This window comes from Enterobacter sp. MGH 24, assembly GCF_000493015.1.
Lineage (GTDB): Bacteria > Pseudomonadota > Gammaproteobacteria > Enterobacterales > Enterobacteriaceae > Enterobacter.
The window spans coordinates 2,107,674-2,126,715 of record NZ_KI535657.1; the positions used below are offsets into that span (position 1 = coordinate 2,107,674).

General features: G+C 55.5%; 16 protein-coding genes and 1 pseudogene. 14 read left to right on the forward strand and 3 right to left on the reverse strand.

Annotated elements, in window-relative coordinates:
* Positions 1-66 precede the first annotated feature (66 nt).
* The gene (locus L370_RS11830; protein ID WP_023334457.1) at positions 67-1,497 is read right to left on the reverse strand and encodes an alanine/glycine:cation symporter family protein; all 1,431 of its coding nucleotides are present in this window, start codon (positions 1,495-1,497) and stop codon (positions 67-69) included.
* Between the two features lie 262 nt (positions 1,498-1,759).
* On the opposite strand from L370_RS11830, the gene tal reads away from it, so the two are divergent.
* The 3 genes from tal (at position 1,760) to L370_RS11815 (ending at position 4,856) form a co-directional block, all read left to right on the forward strand.
* Positions 1,760-2,713 carry a transaldolase gene (gene tal / locus L370_RS11825; RefSeq protein ID WP_023334458.1) on the forward strand — a complete coding sequence of 318 codons (954 nt, stop codon included), beginning with the start codon at positions 1,760-1,762 and terminating at the stop codon, positions 2,711-2,713.
* A 110-nt stretch (positions 2,714-2,823) separates the two neighbouring features.
* A complete protein-coding gene (gene mog / locus L370_RS11820) occupies positions 2,824-3,411 on the forward strand; it encodes a molybdopterin adenylyltransferase (protein ID WP_023334459.1) in 588 nt (195 codons plus the stop codon).
* Between the two features lie 122 nt (positions 3,412-3,533).
* Positions 3,534-4,856 (forward strand): MFS transporter, encoded by a 1,323-nt coding sequence (locus L370_RS11815; protein WP_023334460.1) that lies wholly within the window; start codon positions 3,534-3,536, stop codon positions 4,854-4,856.
* Here the strand turns inward: L370_RS11815 and satP are convergent.
* Positions 4,833-5,399: an acetate uptake transporter gene (gene satP / locus L370_RS11810; RefSeq protein WP_023334461.1), complete on the reverse strand. Its 567-nt coding sequence runs from the start codon at positions 5,397-5,399 to the stop codon at positions 4,833-4,835. The two genes, L370_RS11815 and satP, sit on opposite strands and share 24 nt — an antisense overlap.
* A 296-nt stretch (positions 5,400-5,695) precedes the next feature.
* Between satP and dnaK the strand changes: the two genes are divergently transcribed.
* The 4 genes from dnaK to nhaR all read left to right on the forward strand — a co-directional run bounded on the left by dnaK (position 5,696) and on the right by nhaR (position 11,148).
* The gene (gene dnaK / locus L370_RS11805) at positions 5,696-7,609 is read left to right on the forward strand and encodes a molecular chaperone DnaK (RefSeq protein WP_023310346.1); all 1,914 of its coding nucleotides are present in this window, start codon (positions 5,696-5,698) and stop codon (positions 7,607-7,609) included.
* 87 nt (positions 7,610-7,696) lie between these two features.
* Positions 7,697-8,842, forward strand: coding sequence for a molecular chaperone DnaJ (dnaJ, locus tag L370_RS11800; RefSeq protein WP_023334462.1), 1,146 nt, complete (start codon positions 7,697-7,699; stop codon positions 8,840-8,842).
* Between the two features lie 172 nt (positions 8,843-9,014).
* Entirely contained in the window at positions 9,015-10,190 is a 1,176-nt protein-coding gene (gene nhaA / locus L370_RS11795; RefSeq protein WP_023334463.1) for a Na+/H+ antiporter NhaA, read from the forward strand.
* A gap of 58 nt (positions 10,191-10,248) precedes the next feature.
* A complete protein-coding gene (nhaR, locus tag L370_RS11790) occupies positions 10,249-11,148 on the forward strand; it encodes a transcriptional activator NhaR (protein ID WP_023334464.1) in 900 nt (299 codons plus the stop codon).
* 57 nt (positions 11,149-11,205) lie between these two features.
* Here the strand turns inward: nhaR and rpsT are convergent, their stop codons facing one another.
* On the reverse strand, positions 11,206-11,469 hold the full coding sequence (rpsT, locus tag L370_RS11785; protein WP_003856458.1) for a 30S ribosomal protein S20: 264 nt from the start codon (positions 11,467-11,469) through the stop codon (positions 11,206-11,208).
* Positions 11,470-11,570: 101 nt separating this feature from the next.
* Here rpsT and L370_RS23680 point away from each other — a divergent pair.
* From L370_RS23680 to dapB, 7 genes and pseudogenes are all read left to right on the forward strand, one after another.
* Positions 11,571-11,789 (forward strand): annotated as a pseudogene (locus tag L370_RS23680) (DUF2575 domain-containing protein).
* Positions 11,790-11,796: 7 nt separating this feature from the next.
* A complete protein-coding gene (gene ribF, locus L370_RS11780; protein ID WP_023334465.1) occupies positions 11,797-12,723 on the forward strand; it encodes a bifunctional riboflavin kinase/FAD synthetase in 927 nt (308 codons plus the stop codon).
* Positions 12,724-12,768: 45 nt separating this feature from the next.
* The gene (gene ileS, locus L370_RS11775; protein ID WP_023334466.1) at positions 12,769-15,585 is read left to right on the forward strand and encodes an isoleucine--tRNA ligase; all 2,817 of its coding nucleotides are present in this window, start codon (positions 12,769-12,771) and stop codon (positions 15,583-15,585) included.
* On the forward strand, positions 15,585-16,085 hold the full coding sequence (gene lspA, locus L370_RS11770) for a signal peptidase II (RefSeq protein WP_023310352.1): 501 nt from the start codon (positions 15,585-15,587) through the stop codon (positions 16,083-16,085). The genes ileS and lspA overlap by 1 nt, the downstream gene beginning before the upstream one ends.
* A gap of 117 nt (positions 16,086-16,202) precedes the next feature.
* Positions 16,203-16,652 carry an FKBP-type peptidyl-prolyl cis-trans isomerase gene (gene fkpB, locus L370_RS11765; protein WP_003856450.1) on the forward strand — a complete coding sequence of 150 codons (450 nt, stop codon included), beginning with the start codon at positions 16,203-16,205 and terminating at the stop codon, positions 16,650-16,652.
* Between the two features lies 1 nt (position 16,653).
* Positions 16,654-17,604, forward strand: coding sequence for a 4-hydroxy-3-methylbut-2-enyl diphosphate reductase (gene ispH, locus L370_RS11760; RefSeq protein WP_023334467.1), 951 nt, complete (start codon positions 16,654-16,656; stop codon positions 17,602-17,604).
* A gap of 205 nt (positions 17,605-17,809) precedes the next feature.
* Positions 17,810-18,631: a 4-hydroxy-tetrahydrodipicolinate reductase gene (gene dapB, locus L370_RS11755; protein ID WP_023334468.1), complete on the forward strand. Its 822-nt coding sequence runs from the start codon at positions 17,810-17,812 to the stop codon at positions 18,629-18,631.
* The last annotated feature ends 411 nt before the right edge of the window (positions 18,632-19,042 follow it).

Genomic DNA, 19,042 nt, shown 5'->3' on the forward strand with positions numbered 1-19,042 from the left:
ATCCAGTCCTTGCAGGAAATTTAGAGCGACTTTAGCAAAAAATCGCCCTGAATTGATCGATAGCTGTTATTGCCGCGGCAAATCATCCCACGTGCCGGGGGCAAGTTGCGCCTTAATATCGGGATAGCGGGCGGGATCAAATATCGGTGGAACGCCGAGTTTGCGCTGACGCAGATAGTCTCTGGCAATCAGGGTCACAACGGGTGAGAGCAGCAGGATCGCCGTGAGGTTAGTGATCGCCATCAGCGCCATAATAATATCGGCCAGCTGCCAGACCAGCGGCATGCTGAGCAGGGAGCCTGCTATCACCATCAGTATGACCCCCAGACGCAGGGTTCCGATTGCAGCGCGGGAGTCGAGCTTCAGGAAAATAAGGTTATTTTCGGCGTAGAGGTAATTCACCACAATCGAGCTGAACGCAAATAACACCAGGATGAGTGAGACAAACCCCGCGCCCCAGCCGCCGGTAAGGTTCACCAGCGCCTGCTGGAGAAGCTGTATCCCTGCGGTTCCTGAGGAATGCGGTACGGGACCTGCCAGTAGCAAAATCATGGCGCTGGCGGAACAGATGATGATGGTATCGGTAAAAACGCCAATCATCTGCACAATGCCTTGTGCGGCCGGGTGCGGCGGCCAGGAAGAAGCGGCGGCTGCCGCGTTGGGGGTTGACCCCATACCGGCTTCATTGGAAAACATTCCCCGTTGAAAACCCGCCATCAGCGCCTGGCTGAAGGTGTAGCCCAGCGCCCCGGAGGCCACCTCGCGCCAGCCAAAAGCGCTTTTGACGATGGTCGCAATCACGCCCGGCACCAGCTCGATATGCAGTGCGGCGACGAAAAGACTCGCGGCAACCCAGAGCAGCGCCATAACGGGAACCAGCCACTGCATCAGGCGGGCGATGCCCCTGAGACCGGCAGAAATAGTGAGCAGTACGACAAGGGCTAAAGTCATACCGGCGACCCACTCCGGGCAGGAGAAGGCGTAGCTCAGGGCATTGGCGACAGAATTTGCCTGGACGGTATTAAAAATGAGGCCGTACGCGAGCAGTAAAAAAAGCGAGAACAGGACGCCCATCCAGCGCATCCCCAGGCCACGCGCCATGTACCAGGCAGGACCGCCGCGAAACTGGCCGTGTTTATCTTTCTCTTTATAGAGTTGTGCAAGCGAACTTTCGGCAAAGGAGGTGGCCATCCCGAGAAGCGCCGTTACCCACATCCAGAAGACCGCGCCTGGCCCACCGGCGCTGATGGCCAGCGCAACGCCCGCCAGATTCCCGCTGCCGAGTCGTGCCGCCAGGCTGGTACAGAGTGCCTGGAACGACGTTAATCCACCCGGCTGGGGCGTGACGCTGTTTTTCAGACTTCTGCCAAACTTGCGAATATAACGAAACTGGATAAACCCACTGCGTAGCGTAAACCAAATACCTGCTCCCAGAAGCAGGTAAATCATTATCGAACCCCAGAGGACTTCGTTAATAAAGAAAAAGAAATCAGGCATTAACGTCCCTCTTGTTGATGCCAAAGTGAATATGTAAGCGCTACCACTGATTGGGCATGCTGTTGCTTAGCAGCCTGTTAATATTCCGAGTTTACCATACTCTGCCTAAGCGCACTGTCTGCGGTTGCGCTACCCCTCCGTCGTGTTATCATCAGGGCAGACCGGTTACATCCCCCTAACAAGTAAACCTGTCATTTTTCCGCTGCAGGCATGCTGTCGGTAGCGTGAATTATCCAGGGCACGTTAAAAGAGAAACACTATCATGACGGATAAATTGACCTCCCTTCGTCAGTTCACCACTGTCGTAGCTGACACCGGAGATATCGCGGCAATGAAGCTGTACCAGCCGCAGGATGCCACAACTAACCCTTCTCTGATCCTTAACGCCGCACAGATCCCTGAGTATCGCAAACTGATTGACGACGCAGTGACCTGGGCGAAAGCACAGAGCAATGACCGCGCGCAGCAGGTTGTGGATGCCACCGACAAGCTGGCAGTGAACATCGGTCTGGAAATCCTGAAGCTGGTTCCTGGCCGTATCTCTACCGAAGTGGATGCGCGTCTCTCCTACGACACCGAAGCGTCTATCGCGAAAGCCAAACGTCTGATCAAAATGTACAACGACGCTGGCATCAGCAACGATCGTATCCTGATCAAACTGGCTTCTACCTGGCAGGGCATCCGCGCGGCAGAGCAGCTGGAAAAAGACGGTATCAACTGTAACCTGACCCTGCTGTTCTCCTTCGCGCAGGCGCGTGCATGTGCGGAAGCAGGCGTATACCTGATTTCTCCGTTCGTGGGCCGTATTCTGGACTGGTACAAAGCCAACACCGATAAGAAAGAGTACGCACCGGCTGAAGATCCAGGCGTGGTTTCCGTGACTGAAATCTACGAATACTACAAACAGCACGGCTATGAGACCGTGGTTATGGGCGCGAGCTTCCGTAACGTCGGTGAAATCATCGAGCTGGCTGGCTGTGACCGCCTGACCATCGCGCCTGCACTGCTGAAAGAGCTGGCTGAAAGCGAAGGTACCCTGGAGCGTAAGCTGTCCTACACCGGTGAAGTGAAAGCACGCCCAGAGCGCATCACTGAATCCGAGTTCCTGTGGCAGCACAACCAGGATCCAATGGCGGTAGACAAACTGGCGGACGGTATCCGTAAGTTTGCTGTTGACCAGGGCAAACTGGAAAAAATGATCGGCGACCTGCTGTAATCATTCCGCGTGACCGGGCTCCCGGTCACGCGTCTTACCCCCGCCTCTGTCTGAATTTCCTCTCTGCGTGTATCATTCCCTTTAATCAGTACTCTTTGAATGGAATGGATATGAATACCTTACGCATCGGCTTAGTGTCGATTTCTGACCGCGCCTCCAGCGGCGTTTACCAGGATAAAGGCATCCCCGCTCTGGAAGAGTGGCTTGCCAGCGCGCTGACTACCCCGTTTGAGATCCAGACTCGCCTGATCCCTGACGAGCAGCCGATCATCGAGCAGACCCTGTGTGAGCTGGTGGATGAGATGAGCTGTCACCTCGTTCTGACGACGGGCGGAACCGGTCCCGCGCGCCGCGACGTGACGCCGGACGCGACGCTGGCAATTGCCGATCGCGAAATGCCGGGCTTCGGTGAACAGATGCGGCAGATCAGTCTACACTTTGTTCCGACGGCCATTCTTTCCCGCCAGGTGGGGGTGATCCGCAAGCAGGCGTTGATCCTGAACCTGCCGGGCCAGCCGAAGTCGATCAAAGAGACGCTGGAAGGGCTGAAAGCAGAAGATGGCAGCGCCCTCGTTCACGGCATCTTTGCAAGTGTACCGTATTGTATACAGCTGCTTGACGGTCCCTATGTGGAAACCGATGAGAAAGTGGTAGCAGCTTTTCGTCCAAAAAACGCGCGTCGCGAAACAATCTCCTGAAATTAACCAATATGTGACATTAGCTGAAGCGGCGATAGCGTGGTAACGCTTTTACGGTATAGTAATTTTTTCTTTACGATTGCTGTAAAAATAAATCCACAATAAATGCATAATGGTTCGCTATGTCACATAACACCCGACCTCTGAATCGACAGGACTACAAAACCCTCACGCTCGCGGCCTTAGGCGGCGCGCTGGAGTTTTACGACTTTATCATCTTCGTCTTCTTCGCCGCCGTGGTGGGAGCGCTCTTCTTCCCGGCGGATATCCCGGAATGGCTGCGTCAGGTGCAAACCTTCGGCATTTTTGCCGCCGGGTATCTGGCGCGTCCGCTGGGCGGCATTATCATGGCCCACTTTGGCGACCTGGTCGGGCGTAAGAAGATGTTTACCCTTAGCATCCTGCTGATGGCCGTGCCGACGCTGGCCATTGGTCTGCTGCCCACCTATGCCTCGATGGGCATCCTTGCTCCGTTGCTGCTGCTGCTGATGCGCGTCCTTCAGGGCGCGGCGATTGGCGGTGAAGTGCCTGGCGCGTGGGTGTTTGTCGCGGAGCATGTTCCGGCGCGCCGCATTGGTATCGCCTGCGGAACCTTAACGGCGGGTTTAACGGTAGGGATTTTGCTGGGTTCGGTGGTCGCAACGATTGTGAATACCAGCATGACGCAGCAGGCCGTGCATGACTGGGGCTGGCGTATTCCGTTCCTGCTGGGCGGGGCGTTTGGTCTGGTCGCGATGTACCTGCGCCGCTGGCTGCAGGAGACGCCGATTTTCCTCGAAATGCAGCAGCGCAAAGCGCTGGCGCAGGAGCTGCCGGTGAAGGCGGTCGTGGTACGCCATAAAAAAGCGGTGGTGGTGTCGATGCTGCTCACCTGGCTGCTCTCGGCGGGCATTGTGGTGGTGATATTGATGTCCCCGGTGTGGCTGCAAAAGCAGTACGGCTTCGCCCCTGCCGTGACGCTACAGGCGAACAGTATCGCGACAATCATGCTCTGCTTCGGCTGTCTGGCCGCCGGGCTGGCGGCAGATCGTTTCGGCGCCAGCGTAACCTTTATCGTCGGCAGCCTGTTACTGGCCGCATCAAGCTGGGCGTTTTACCATCTGGCGGGCAGCCATCCTGAACAGCTGTTCCTGCTGTACGGCACGGTAGGGCTGTGCGTGGGCGTTGTCGGGGCGGTACCGTACGTGATGGTCCGCGCGTTCCCGCCGGAGGTACGCTTCACCGGGATCTCATTTTCCTACAACGTGTCGTATGCCATTTTCGGCGGGCTAACGCCGATTGCGGTTACCGTACTGATGGGCGTGTCGCCGATGGCGCCAGCCTGGTATGTACTCGCGCTCTCGCTGATGGGGCTGGTATTAGGATTTTGGCTTCGTCAGGCGGGGGGATGTCGTGCCCGCGAGGCGGGCACGACAGAGGGATCAGTGTTTTTCACCAATCGGTAGAATGGTGCGGTCAAACTGCTCGTTCAGCACTTCACCCATTGCGAGGTAGATAGCGCTTGCGCCGCAAACCAGACCAATCCAGCCTGCAACATGAACGATGCCTTCGTTATCCACCAGGTGACCGATCGCCAGCAGGGCGAACAGCACGGTCAGGCTCAGGAAGACGAACTGCAGCATACGGTTACCTTTCAGGGTACCGAAGAACATGAACAGGGTGAAGACGCCCCACAGGCCCAGATAAACGCCCAGGAAGTGGGCGTTTGCCGCGTCCGCCATGCCCATTTTAGGCAGCAGCAGAATGGCAACCAGGGTCAGCCAGAAAGAACCGTAAGAGGTGAAGGCGGTTAAGCCGAAGGTATTGCCTTTCTTATATTCCAGCAGGCCCGCGAAGATTTGCGCGATACCGCCGTAAAAAATGCCCATCGCCAGGATGATGCCATCCATCGGGAACATCCCGATATTGTGCAGGTTCAGCAGAATAGTGGTCATGCCAAAACCCATCAGGCCCAGCGGAGCCGGATTAGCCAACTTAGTGTTGCCCATAAGTCCTCAAAAAAATCATCATTAATATGGTGAAATGGTTAAACCCGCGTCAGTACTCCCTGACTGGGCGCGGCATCATAATGGGCGCAATTGATGGCGTCTATGATCTCATCAGGGTGAAATTAAAATTTTTTTTATGCTTGCCCCTTGATGGATGCCGTCGCGACCCCATCTTGTAGTCAACCGCAGTGTGTGGACCTGAAAAAAATCAAATCTGGGCAGTTGAAAAAGCACGTTCTGCCCTTATTACAGGTACACAACCACATGTTGACTGAATTTTTAGTGGAGACGTTTAGATGGGTAAAATTATTGGTATCGACCTGGGTACTACCAACTCTTGTGTAGCGATTATGGATGGCACTACTGCACGCGTGCTGGAGAACGCCGAGGGCGATCGCACCACGCCTTCTATCATTGCTTATACCCAGGATGGTGAAACTCTGGTTGGTCAGCCGGCTAAACGTCAGGCAGTGACAAACCCGCAAAACACCCTGTTTGCGATTAAACGCCTGATCGGCCGCCGCTTCCAGGACGAAGAAGTTCAGCGTGACGTTTCCATCATGCCTTACAAAATCATCGCGGCAGATAACGGCGATGCATGGCTTGATGTGAAAGGCACTAAAACGGCACCACCGCAGATCTCTGCTGAAGTGCTGAAAAAAATGAAGAAAACCGCGGAAGATTACCTGGGTGAGCCGGTAACTGAAGCTGTTATCACCGTTCCTGCGTACTTCAACGATGCTCAGCGTCAGGCAACCAAAGATGCTGGCCGTATCGCAGGTCTGGAAGTAAAACGTATCATCAACGAACCAACCGCTGCTGCACTGGCTTACGGTCTGGATAAAGAAGTTGGCAACCGTACTATCGCGGTTTACGACCTGGGTGGTGGTACCTTCGATATCTCTATTATCGAAATCGACGAAGTTGACGGCGAAAAAACCTTCGAAGTTCTGGCAACCAACGGTGATACCCACCTGGGTGGTGAAGACTTCGATACCCGTCTGATCAACTACCTCGTTGACGAATTTAAGAAAGATCAGGGCATTGACCTGCGTAACGACCCGCTGGCTATGCAGCGCCTGAAAGAAGCCGCTGAGAAAGCGAAGATCGAGCTGTCTTCCGCTCAGCAGACCGACGTGAACCTGCCGTACATCACCGCAGACGCGACCGGTCCTAAACACATGAACATCAAAGTGACCCGTGCGAAACTGGAAAGCCTGGTAGAAGACCTGGTGAACCGTTCCATCGAGCCGCTGAAAGTTGCACTACAGGACGCTGGCCTGTCCGTATCCGATATCCAGGACGTTATCCTGGTGGGTGGTCAGACCCGTATGCCAATGGTTCAGAAGAAAGTGGCTGAGTTCTTTGGTAAAGAGCCACGTAAAGACGTTAACCCGGACGAAGCGGTTGCAATCGGCGCTGCGGTTCAGGGTGGCGTACTGACCGGTGAAGTTAAAGACGTACTGCTGCTGGACGTTACCCCGCTGTCTCTGGGTATCGAAACCATGGGCGGTGTGATGACTGCGCTCATCAACAAAAACACCACCATCCCAACGAAACACAGCCAGGTGTTCTCTACCGCTGAAGACAACCAGTCTGCGGTAACCATCCATGTGATTCAGGGTGAGCGTAAGCGTGCGGCGGATAACAAATCTCTGGGTCAGTTCAACCTGGACGGTATTAACCCGGCACCGCGCGGCATGCCGCAGATCGAAGTGACCTTCGACATCGATGCTGACGGTATCCTGCACGTGTCTGCGAAAGACAAAAACAGCGGTAAAGAGCAGAAGATCACCATCAAGGCATCTTCTGGCCTGAACGAAGCGGAAATCGAAAAAATGGTTCGTGATGCCGAAGCTAACGCGGAATCCGACCGTAAGTTCGAAGAGCTGGTTCAGACCCGCAACCAGGGTGACCATCTGCTGCACAGCACCCGTAAGCAGGTTGAAGAAGCAGGCGATAAACTGCCAGCGGAAGACAAGACTGCTATCGAAGCTGCACTGAGCGCGCTGGAATCCTCACTGAAAGGTGAAGACAAAGCGGACATCGAAGCGAAGATGCAGGAGCTGGCGCAGGCTTCTCAGAAGCTGATGGAAATCGCTCAGCAGCAGCACGCTCAACAGCAGGCGGGCGCTGACGCTTCGGCGAACAACGCGAAAGACGACGACGTTGTCGACGCTGAGTTCGAAGAAGTTAAAGATAAAAAATAATCGCCCTGATGCAGGGTAATTAATCGGCACGGGCGTAGGAGAACTCTCCACGCCCGTGCTCGCATGTTAAGGGGCTTAAAAAAACCAATGGCAAAGCAAGACTATTACGAGATTTTAGGCGTTCCGAAAACTGCGGAAGAGCGTGAAATCAAAAAGGCGTACAAGCGCCTGGCCATGAAATTCCACCCGGACCGTAACCAGGGTGACAAAGAGGCTGAAGCCAAATTTAAAGAGATCAAAGAAGCCTACGAAGTCCTGACCGATGCACAAAAACGTGCGGCCTATGACCAGTACGGTCACGCAGCCTTTGAACAGGGTGGCATGGGCGGCGGTGGATTCGGCGGCGGCGGCTTTGGCGGCGGCGCTGACTTCAGCGATATCTTTGGCGATGTGTTTGGCGACATCTTCGGCGGCGGCCGTGGTCGTCAGCGCGCGGCGCGCGGCGCGGACCTGCGCTATAACATGGAGCTGACGCTGGAAGAGGCCGTTCGCGGCGTCACCAAAGAGATCCGTATCCCGACGCTGGAAGAGTGTGACGTTTGCCACGGCAGCGGCGCGAAAGCGGGTACGCAGCCTCAGACCTGTCCAACCTGTCACGGCTCTGGTCAGGTACAGATGCGCCAGGGCTTCTTCGCGGTACAGCAGGCCTGTCCGCACTGTCACGGTCGCGGCACGCTGATTAAAGATCCGTGCACCAAATGTCACGGGCACGGTCGCGTTGAGAAAACCAAGACCTTGTCCGTTAAGATCCCGGCTGGCGTTGATACGGGCGACCGCATCCGTCTGGCAGGTGAGGGCGAAGCAGGGGAGCACGGCGCACCGGCAGGCGATCTGTACGTTCAGGTTCAGGTGAAACAGCACGCTATTTTCGAGCGTGAAGGTAATAACCTGTACTGCGAAGTGCCGATCAACTTCGCGATGGCGGCACTCGGTGGCGAAATTGAAGTACCGACGCTGGACGGTCGCGTGAACCTGAAAGTGCCGGGCGAAACCCAGACCGGCAAGCTGTTCCGCATGCGCGGGAAAGGCGTTAAATCCGTTCGCGGTGGCGCGCAGGGCGACCTGCTGTGCCGCGTCGTCGTGGAAACGCCGGTTGGCCTGAACGACAGGCAGAAACAGCTGCTGAAAGAGTTGCAGGAGAGCTTTGGCGGCCCGACGGGTGAAAAAAATAGCCCGCGTTCCAAAAGCTTCTTCGATGGCGTCAAAAAATTCTTCGATGATTTGACCCGTTAATCTGTTCTCAGGTTTTCATCCGCACAAGCCCGGAAGCGATTCCGGGCTTTTTCTATTTGTGGGTATAGCTCGGTTAAACTGAGTCTATACTCAACATTAATCTGTTTTTGCCGAGCTATTTGGCTTGGTATTATGGTTTTATCGAGGTATTGTTGTAAAAGAGAGAACTTAAATGAAATTACTACACCGTTTCTTTAGCAGTGAGGCGTCCGGTGGCGTGATCCTGATTATTGCCGCAGCGGCCGCGATGGTGCTGGCTAACCTTGGCATCACGCAGGATCTCTACCATGCATTTCTGGAAACGCCCGTTGAGCTGAAGGTCGGGGCGCTGGAAATTAACAAGAACATGCTGCTGTGGATCAACGATGCGCTCATGGCGGTGTTCTTCCTGCTCGTCGGGCTTGAGGTTAAGCGTGAGCTGGTTCTGGGCTCGCTTGCCAGCCGCCAGCGCGCGGCGTTTCCGGTGATCGCCGCCATTGGCGGAATGGTCGTTCCGGCGCTGCTTTTCCTGGCGTTCACCTGGCAGGATCCTGTAGCGCGTGACGGCTGGGCGATCCCGGCTGCGACGGATATCGCCTTTGCGCTCGGTGTCTTAGCCCTGCTCGGCAGCCGCGTGCCGGTTGCGCTGAAAATCTTCCTGATGGCGCTGGCGATTATTGATGACCTGGGCGCGATCGTGATTATTGCGCTGTTCTACACCAGCGATCTGTCGATCCTGTCCCTGAGCGTGGCCGCCGGGGCGATTGCGGTGCTGGCGCTGCTGAACATCTTCAATGTTCGCCGCATCGGTATCTATATCCTGGTGGGGATGGTGCTGTGGACGGCGGTGCTGAAATCGGGCGTGCACGCTACGCTGGCTGGTGTGATCGTCGGCTTCTTCGTGCCGCTTAAGCCACAGGACGGCAAGTCGCCTGCCAAACAGCTGGAGCATGTGCTGCACCCGTGGGTCGCCTTTATGATCCTGCCGCTGTTTGCGTTTGCCAACGCGGGCGTTTCCCTCGGTGGCGTGACGCTGGACGGGCTGACGTCCGTGCTGCCGCTGGGCATTATTGCCGGGCTGTTTATCGGTAAGCCGCTGGGCATTAGCCTCTTCTGCTGGCTGGCGACGAAGCTGAAGCTGGCGTCATTGCCGCACGGCACCACGTTTAAGCAGATTATGGCTGTCGGCGTGCTGTGTGGCATCGGGTTTACGATGTCGATCTTTATCTCGACGCTGGCGTTTGGTGCGCATGCGCCTGAGCTTATCGTCTGGGCGAAACTCGGCATCCTCATCGGGTCATTACTGGCCGCGGTAATCGGTTATACCTTGTTGAAGGTGAAATTGTCCGGACAGGCCGTCCAGGCATAGCGGAACACCGGGAGGAGGCGAGCCTTCTCCCGATACACACTCAGGGAGAGAAGACGCGATGTCTCATTTAAATTACAACCATCTGTACTACTTCTGGCACGTCTATAAACAGGGCTCGGTGGTGGGGGCCGCAGAGGCGCTCTACCTGACGCCGCAAACCATCACCGGGCAAATCAAAGCCCTGGAAGAGCGTCTGCAGGGCAAGCTGTTCAAGCGTAAAGGGCGTGGGATTGAACCCAGCGAACTGGGTGAGCTGGTGTTCCGCTATGCGGACAAAATGTTCACCCTGAGCCAGGAGATGCTGGATATCGTCAACTACCGCAAAGAGTCGAACCTGCTCTTTGACGTGGGCGTGGCGGATGCGCTGTCCAAGCGGCTGGTGAGCGGCGTGCTGGATGCAGCGGTAGTAGAAGATGAGCAAATCCACCTGCGCTGCTTTGAATCCACCCACGAGATGCTGCTGGAACAGCTGAGCCAGCACAAGCTGGACATGATTATCTCGGATTGTCCGATTGACTCCACCCAGCAGGAAGGGCTGTTCTCGGTGAAGATTGGCGAATGCGGCGTCAGCTTCTGGTGCATTAACCCGCCGCCGGAAAAACCGTTCCCCGCGTGCCTTGAGGAGCGTCGCCTGCTGGTGCCGGGAAGGCGCTCCATGCTCGGACGGAAGCTGCTGAACTGGTTTAACTCGCAGGGGCTAAAGGTAGAAATCCTCGGTGAGTTCGACGATGCGGCGCTGATGAAAGCCTTTGGCGAAGCGCATAACGCGATCTTCGTTGCGCCGACGCTGTACGCGCACGATCTCTATTCGGACGATAAGATTACGGAGATAGGCAGAGTGGATAACGTGATGGAGGAGTATCACGCCATATTTGCCGAAAGGATGATTCAGCACCCGGCGGTACAGCGAATTTGTAACCGTGACTACGCGGACCTGTTTACGCCACCGGCAATCTGAAGGCATAAAAAAACCCGCGTTAAGCGGGTTCTTTAAACAAGCAACAACAAGTAGCGATTAAGCCAGTTTGTTGATCTGCGCGGTCAGGTTTGCTTTATGACGCGCTGCTTTGTTTTTGTGGATCAGACCTTTAGCAGCCTGACGATCCACGATTGGTTGCATTTCGTTAAATGCGTTCTGCGCTGCAGCTTTGTCGCCTGCTTCGATTGCTGCGTATACTTTCTTGATGAAAGTACGCATCATAGAGCGACGGCTTGCGTTGTGCTTACGAGCCTTTTCAGACTGAACGGCACGTTTCTTAGCTGATTTGATATTAGCCAAGTCCAACTCCCAAATATGTTCTATGTGGACAATTCAAAGGCCGAGGAATATGCCCTCTTTGCCTTCTTTTGTCAATGGATTTGTGCAAATAAGCGCCGTTAATTAGCGACGCTACGTTACGTAGTGATGGCGCAGGATTCTACCAGCTTGTCTTCCCTGAATACAGCCTTTCGGCATAAAAATCGCAGTTCACGAGCAGATTTTTTCGCTGCGAAAGGTCAGCCTGATGAAATCATTACGGCTTTCTGTTTTGCGCGAACAATCGCCGGTTAACCTTAACCGCTGTACAAGGTATACTTTGGCGATTTTCACTGTTTTGAGCCAGACATGAAGCTGATACGCGGCATACATAATCTCAGCAGCGCGCCACACGGGTGCGTGCTGACCATTGGTAATTTCGACGGCGTGCATCGTGGTCATCAGGCGCTGTTGCAGGGATTGCGTAAAGAAGGGGAGGCCCGTGGCCTGCCCGTTGTTGTGATGATTTTCGAACCGCAGCCGCTGGAGCTGTTCGCGGGCGATAAATCTCCCGCCCGCCTCACTCGCCTGCGCGAGAAGCTGCGCTATCTGGCGGAGTCCGGCGTGGACTATGTATTGTGTGTACGTTTCGATCGCCGTTTTGCCGCACTGACAGCACAAAATTTCGTCAGTGACCTGCTGGTTAAGCGTCTTGGCGTGCAGTTTCTCGCCGTGGGCGATGATTTCCGCTTTGGCGCTGGTCGTCAGGGCGATTTCTTGCTATTACAGAAGGCTGGTCTGGAGTACGGATTTGACGTCACCAGCGCGATGACCTTCTGCGAAGGCGGCGTGCGCGTCAGCAGCACGGCGGTTCGCCGGGCACTGGCTGATGACGAACTGGATACGGCGGAAAACCTGCTGGGACATCCGTTCACCATCTCTGGTCGCGTGGTCCATGGCGATGCGCTGGGCCGCACGATAGGCTTCCCGACGGCGAATATACCGCTGCGTCGTCAGGTTTCCCCGGTTAAAGGGGTGTATGCGGTGGAAGTGGCAGGACTGGGCGATAGGCCGTTTTACGGCGTCGCCAACATTGGCACGCGTCCGACCGTCGCCGGTGTGCGTCAACAGCTAGAAGTGCACCTGCTGGACGTTGTAATGGACCTCTATGGTCGCCATATATATGTGATACTGCGTAAAAAAATACGCAACGAGCAGCGATTTGGTTCGCTGGATGAACTAAAAGCGCAAATTGCGCGAGATGAATTGACGGCCCGCGAGTTTTTTGGGCTTTGAACCCGGCTTAACTGCCTACGTGATAAATACGGAACCGAGAATCTGATGAGTGACTATAAATCAACCCTGAATTTGCCGGAAACAGGGTTCCCGATGCGCGGCGATCTCGCCAAGCGCGAACCGGGAATGCTGGCGCGTTGGACCGATGATGACCTGTACGGCATCATTCGTGCAGCCAAAAAAGGCAAAAAATCCTTCATTCTGCATGATGGCCCTCCATATGCGAATGGCAGCATTCATATTGGTCACTCGGTTAACAAGATTCTGAAAGACATTATCGTGAAGTCCAAAGGCCTCACGGGATATGACTCGCCTTACGTTCCGGGCTGGGACTGCCACGGTCTGCCAATCGAGCTGAAAGTGGAGCAAGAGTTTGGCAAGCCGGGTGAGAAGTTCACCGCCGCCGAGTTCCGTGCGAAGTGCCGCGAATACGCTGCTACGCAGGTTGACGGTCAGCGCGCTGACTTCATCCGTCTGGGCGTGCTGGGCGACTGGTCGCACCCGTACATGACCATGGACTTCAAAACCGAAGCCAACATCATCCGTGCGCTGGGTAAAATCATCGGTAACGGACACCTGCACAAAGGCGCTAAGCCGGTGCACTGGTGCGTGGACTGCCGCTCTGCGCTGGCAGAAGCGGAAGTGGAGTATTACGACAAAACCTCTCCGTCTATCGACGTGGCGTTCCATGCCGTCGATCAGGATGCGGTGAAAGCCAAATTTGGCGTTTCGTCCGTTAACGGCCCGATCTCTTTGGTTATCTGGACCACCACCCCGTGGACCCTGCCGGCCAACCGCGCGATCTCCCTGTCCGGTGAGTTCGAATACGCGCTGGTTCAGGTTGACGGTCAGGCGGTTATTCTGGCGAAAGATCTGGTTGAGAGCGTGCTGAAGCGCGCGCATATCACCGACTACACCGTGCTGGGCACCGTGAAAGGCGACGCGCTGGAGCTGATGCGCTTCAAACACCCGTTCCTGGACTTCGACGTTCCGGCGATCCTGGGCGACCACGTGACGCTGGAAGCGGGTACCGGTGCGGTGCATACCGCCGGTGGCCACGGCCCTGACGACTACAACATCAGCCTGAAGTACGGCCTGGAAATCGCTAACCCGGTTGGCCCGGACGGATCTTACCTGCCAGGCACCTATCCGGCGCTGGACGGCATCAACGTCTTCAAAGCGAACGACATCATCGTCGACATGCTGCGCACCAGCGGCGCGCTGCTGCACGTTGAAAAAATGCAGCACAGCTATCCGTGCTGCTGGCGTCACAAGACCCCAATCATCTTCCGTGCGACCCCGCAGTGGTTCATCAGCATGGATCAGAAAGGCCTGCGCGAGCAGTCTCTGAAAGAGATCAAAGGCGTGCAGTGGGTCCCTGACTGGGGCCAGGCGCGTATCGAATCCATGGTGGCTAACCGTCCTGACTGGTGTATCTCCCGTCAGCGTACCTGGGGCGTGCCGATGTCTCTGTTCGTACATAAAGAGACGCAGGAGCTGCACCCGAACACGCTGGAACTGATGGAAGAAGTGGCGAAGCGCGTCGAAGTTGACGGCATTCAGGCGTGGTGGGATCTCGACGCCCGCGACATCCTGGGCGCTGACGCAGACAGCTACGAAAAAGTGCCGGATACCCTGGACGTGTGGTTCGACTCCGGGTCTACCCACTCCTCCGTGGTTGACGTGCGTCCGGAATTTGCCGGTCACGCTGCCGACATGTATCTGGAAGGCTCCGACCAACACCGCGGCTGGTTCATGTCATCGCTGATGATCTCCACCGCCATGAAGGGTAAAGCACCTTACCGTCAGGTACTGACTCACGGCTTCACCGTGGATGGTCAGGGCCGCAAGATGTCCAAATCTATCGGTAACACCGTTTCTCCACAGGATGTGATGAACAAGCTGGGCGCAGACATTCTGCGTCTGTGGGTGGCCTCTACCGACTACACCGGCGAAATGGCGGTGTCTGACGAGATCCTGAAGCGTGCCGCCGACAGCTATCGTCGTATCCGTAACACCGCGCGCTTCCTGCTGGCGAACCTGAACGGGTTCGATCCGGCAAAAGACATGGTGAAACCGGAAGAGATGGTGGTGCTGGACCGCTGGGCGGTAGGCTGCGCGAAAGCGGCGCAGGAGGATATCCTGAAAGCCTATGAGTCTTACGACTTCCACGAAGTGGTGCAGCGCCTGATGCGCTTCTGCTCCATCGAGATGGGCTCGTTCTACCTCGACATCATCAAAGACCGCCAGTACACCGCGAAGGCGGACAGCGTGGCGCGTCGTAGCTGCCAGACCGCGCTGTTCCACATCGCAGAAGCGCTGGTGCGCTGGATGGCGCCGATCATGTCCTTCACCGCAGATGAAATCTGGGGCTACCTGCCGGGCGACCGTGAGAAGTATGTCTTCACGGGCGAGTGGTACGAAGGTCTGTTCGATCTCTCCAGCACCGAAGCAATGAACGATGCCTTCTGGGACGAGCTGCTGAAAGTACGTGGCGAAGTGAACAAGGTTATCGAGCAGGCGCGTGCAGACAAGAAAGTCGGCGGCTCTCTGGAAGCGGCAGTCACGCTGTACGCCGAACCGGAGCTGGCGGCGAAGCTGACGGCGCTGGGCGATGAATTACGATTTGTCCTGTTGACCTCGGGCGCGAAAGTTGCGGATTATGCCGAGGCTTCTGCTGATGCTCAGCAGAGCGAACTGCTCAAAGGACTGAAAGTCGCGCTGAGCAAAGCCGACGGTGAGAAATGCCCGCGTTGCTGGCATTACACCACCGATGTTGGCCAGGTGGCGGAACACGCAGACATCTGCGGACGCTGTGTAAGCAACGTCGCCGGTGACGGCGAAAAACGTAAGTTTGCCTGATGAGTAAAACTCTCTGTTCAACAGGACTGCGCTGGCTGTGGCTGGTTGTGGTGGTGCTGATTATCGATCTGGGCAGCAAGTTCCTGATCCTCCAGAATTTCGCTCTGGGGGAGACGGTCCCGCTGTTCCCGTCGCTTAACCTGCACTACGCGCGTAACTACGGCGCAGCGTTTAGTTTCCTTGCCGACAGCGGCGGCTGGCAGCGCTGGTTCTTTGCGGGTATCGCTCTCGGTATCTGCGTGATCCTCGCGGTGCTGATGTACCGTTCGAAGGCGACGCAAAAGCTGAATAACATCGCCTACGCGCTGATCATTGGCGGCGCGCTGGGCAACCTGTTTGACCGCCTGTGGCACGGCTTTGTGGTCGATATGATCGACTTCTACGTCGGCGACTGGCACTTCGCGACCTTTAACCTGGCCGACACCGCAATTTGCGTAGGCGCCGCGTTAATCGTGCTGGAAGGCTTCCTGCCGAAACCGGCGGCGAAAGAGCAGGCTTAATTGTCAATGCCGGGTGGCGCTGCGCTTACCCGGCCTACAGAATTTGTGGCCTCCCGTAGGCCCGGTAAGCGCAGCGCCACCGGGCAACAGGTGACCCAAAACAAGCGAGCAATTTGCATGTCTAAATCCGTACAGAGCAACAGCGCGGTTCTCGTTCACTTCACGCTGAAGCTGGATGACGGCTCCACGGCCGAATCCACCCGCAACAACGGCAAACCGGCCCTGTTTCGTCTTGGCGATACCTCCCTGTCTGAAGGTCTTGAGCAGCAGCTTCTCGGTCTGAAAGAGGGTGAGAAAAAAGCCTTTTCGCTGGAGCCGGATGCCGCGTTTGGCGTGCCGAGTCCGGACCTGATCCAGTATTTCTCGCGCCGCGAGTTTATGGACGCGGGTGAACCGGAAATCGGAGCGATTATGCTCTTTACCGCTATGGACGGCAGCGAAATGCCTGGCGTGATCCGCGAAATCAACGGCGACTCGATTACCGTTGACTTCAACCATCCGCTTGCCGGGCGTACCGTTCATTTTGATGTTGAAGTGCTGGAAATCGATCCTGCACTGGAGGCCTGAAATGCAGATCCTGTTGGCTAACCCGCGCGGCTTTTGCGCCGGTGTAGACCGCGCTATCAGCATTGTTGAAAACGCGCTGGAGATTTACGGCGCGCCGATTTATGTGCGTCACGAAGTGGTGCATAACCGCTACGTGGTCGACAGCCTGCGCGAGCGCGGCGCTATATTCATTGAGCAGATCAGCGAAGTGCCGGACGGTGCGATCCTGATCTTCTCCGCGCACGGCGTCTCGCAGGCGGTACGCAACGAGGCGAAAAGCCGCGACCTGACCGTATTTGATGCTACCTGTCCTTTGGTGACAAAAGTGCATATGGAAGTGGCGCGCGCCAGCCGTCGCGGTGAAGAGTCGATTCTGATTGGCCATGCCGGTCATCCGGAAGTTGAAGGCACCATGGGTCAGTACAGTAACCCGGAAGGGGGCATGTATTTGGTCGAGTCGCCGGAAGATGTCTTTACGCTGAACGTAAAAAATGAAGCCCGTCTGTCTTTTATGACCCAGACAACGCTCTCCGTAGACGATACTTCAGACGTGATTGACGCCCTGCGCCAGCGCTTCCCGAAAATCGTCGGTCCGCGTAAGGATGATATCTGCTACGCGACCACTAACCGTCAGGAAGCGGTGCGCGCACTGGCTGAACAGGCGGATGTGGTGCTGGTGGTCGGCTCCAAAAACTCCTCTAACTCCAACCGTCTGGCCGAACTGGCGCAGCGTATGGGGAAAATGGCTTTCCTGATTGATGATGCGTCAGATATTCAGGAAGAGTGGGTTAAACACGCGGCCTGTGTCGGCGTGACGGCCGGGGCGTCTGCGCCCGATATTCTGGTACAGAACGTCATTTCCCGACTGCAGGAGCTGGGTGGTGGCGAAGCGGTGCCGCTGGAAGGACGTGAAGAGAACATCGTTTTCGAAGTCCCGAAAGAACTGCGCATCGACGCCCGCGAAGTCGAATAGTCCTTTTTCTGATGAAAGGCCAGCACCTCCTGTGCTGGCCTTTTTTTTACCCGTTACTTTATCGTGACGACAAAATCATGTCTTTTACTGATATTTAAGTCGGTTTCACGTTAAATTCTAATTATCGGTGTTTTCAGTTGGCAGTGCTTCTCAAGGCTGGTTAATCTGAAAACGGTTTACATCATTTTAACGTAAGAGAATAACTATGCATGATGCACAGATCCGTGTCGCCATTGCGGGCGCGGGTGGACGTATGGGCCGTCAGCTTATTCAGGCGGCACTTCAGATGGATGGCGTCGCGCTTGGTGCGGCCCTGGAGCGTGAAGGTTCATCGCTTCTGGGGACCGATGCCGGTGAGCTGGCGGGCGCAGGCCACACGGGCGTTACCGTGCAAAGCAGCCTGGAGGCGGTAAAAGAGGACTTCGATGTCTTCATCGATTTTACCCGCCCGGAAGGGACGCTCGCGCATCTGGCTTTTTGTCGCCAGCACGGCAAGGGGATGGTGATCGGCACCACCGGTTTTGACGATGCGGGTAAGCAGGCTATCCAGGATGCATCAAAAGAGATTGCGATTGTCTTCGCCGCAAACTTCAGCGTGGGCGTTAACGTCATGCTGAAGCTGCTGGAGAAGGCCGCGAAAGTGATGGGCAACTATACCGATATTGAGATCGTAGAAGCTCACCACCGTTACAAAGTTGATGCGCCATCAGGCACGGCGCTGGCGATGGGCGAAGCGATTGCTCATGCACTTGATAAAGATTTAAAAGACTGCGCGGTTTATACCCGTGAAGGTCACACCGGCGAACGCGTGCCGGGAACCATTGGTTTCGCAACCGTGCGAGCGGGTGACATCGTCGGCGAACACACGGCGATGTTCGCCGATATTGGCGAACGTGTCGAAATTACGCATAAAGCCTCCAGTCGAATGACGTTCGCCAACGGCGCCGTACGTTCCGCTTTATGGCTGAAAAACAAGAAAGATGGCCTTTTTGATATGCGAGATGTGCTCGATCTCAACAATTTGTAAGCATTATTACCCATCGTGATGTGGTTATTGCAGTCGTAATTGATTGATTGCATAGGGCAATATTTTATTGCCCTTTTATTTTACCTGTCTCGTGGTGTATTTTTATTTAAACCCATAAAACTATATCTCTTTCTGCATTTTTACGTTACTGAAATGTAAACTTTGACCATTTGGTCCACTTTATTATGCTCCATCGCGTTATTTTTTATTAAACCCGGTGCGCAAGCGTTTTCTGCAGTGATTTACCTGATCTTTTTGTCGCTTAAGCCGCATTCCTTTCACCAGGCCTGCAAAAGACTAAACAAAATATCCGTTTTAAGTTGACTTTTACCCACCAAATCCCCAGAATGCCGCCGTTTGCCAAAAATCCGCTGGCAACACATTTGCATTGATTCATGACATGGTTATGAA

Coding starts and splice junctions, on each gene's coding strand:
- L370_RS11830 (WP_023334457.1), bottom strand. CDS start 1,497: ATGCCTGATTTCTTTTTCTTTATTAACGAAGTCCTCTGGGGTTCGATA.
- tal (WP_023334458.1), top strand. CDS start 1,760: ATGACGGATAAATTGACCTCCCTTCGTCAGTTCACCACTGTCGTAGCT.
- mog (WP_023334459.1), top strand. CDS start 2,824: ATGAATACCTTACGCATCGGCTTAGTGTCGATTTCTGACCGCGCCTCC.
- L370_RS11815 (WP_023334460.1), top strand. CDS start 3,534: ATGTCACATAACACCCGACCTCTGAATCGACAGGACTACAAAACCCTC.
- satP (WP_023334461.1), bottom strand. CDS start 5,399: ATGGGCAACACTAAGTTGGCTAATCCGGCTCCGCTGGGCCTGATGGGT.
- dnaK (WP_023310346.1), top strand. CDS start 5,696: ATGGGTAAAATTATTGGTATCGACCTGGGTACTACCAACTCTTGTGTA.
- dnaJ (WP_023334462.1), top strand. CDS start 7,697: ATGGCAAAGCAAGACTATTACGAGATTTTAGGCGTTCCGAAAACTGCG.
- nhaA (WP_023334463.1), top strand. CDS start 9,015: ATGAAATTACTACACCGTTTCTTTAGCAGTGAGGCGTCCGGTGGCGTG.
- nhaR (WP_023334464.1), top strand. CDS start 10,249: ATGTCTCATTTAAATTACAACCATCTGTACTACTTCTGGCACGTCTAT.
- ribF (WP_023334465.1), top strand. CDS start 11,797: ATGAAGCTGATACGCGGCATACATAATCTCAGCAGCGCGCCACACGGG.
- ileS (WP_023334466.1), top strand. CDS start 12,769: ATGAGTGACTATAAATCAACCCTGAATTTGCCGGAAACAGGGTTCCCG.
- lspA (WP_023310352.1), top strand. CDS start 15,585: ATGAGTAAAACTCTCTGTTCAACAGGACTGCGCTGGCTGTGGCTGGTT.
- fkpB (WP_003856450.1), top strand. CDS start 16,203: ATGTCTAAATCCGTACAGAGCAACAGCGCGGTTCTCGTTCACTTCACG.
- ispH (WP_023334467.1), top strand. CDS start 16,654: ATGCAGATCCTGTTGGCTAACCCGCGCGGCTTTTGCGCCGGTGTAGAC.
- dapB (WP_023334468.1), top strand. CDS start 17,810: ATGCATGATGCACAGATCCGTGTCGCCATTGCGGGCGCGGGTGGACGT.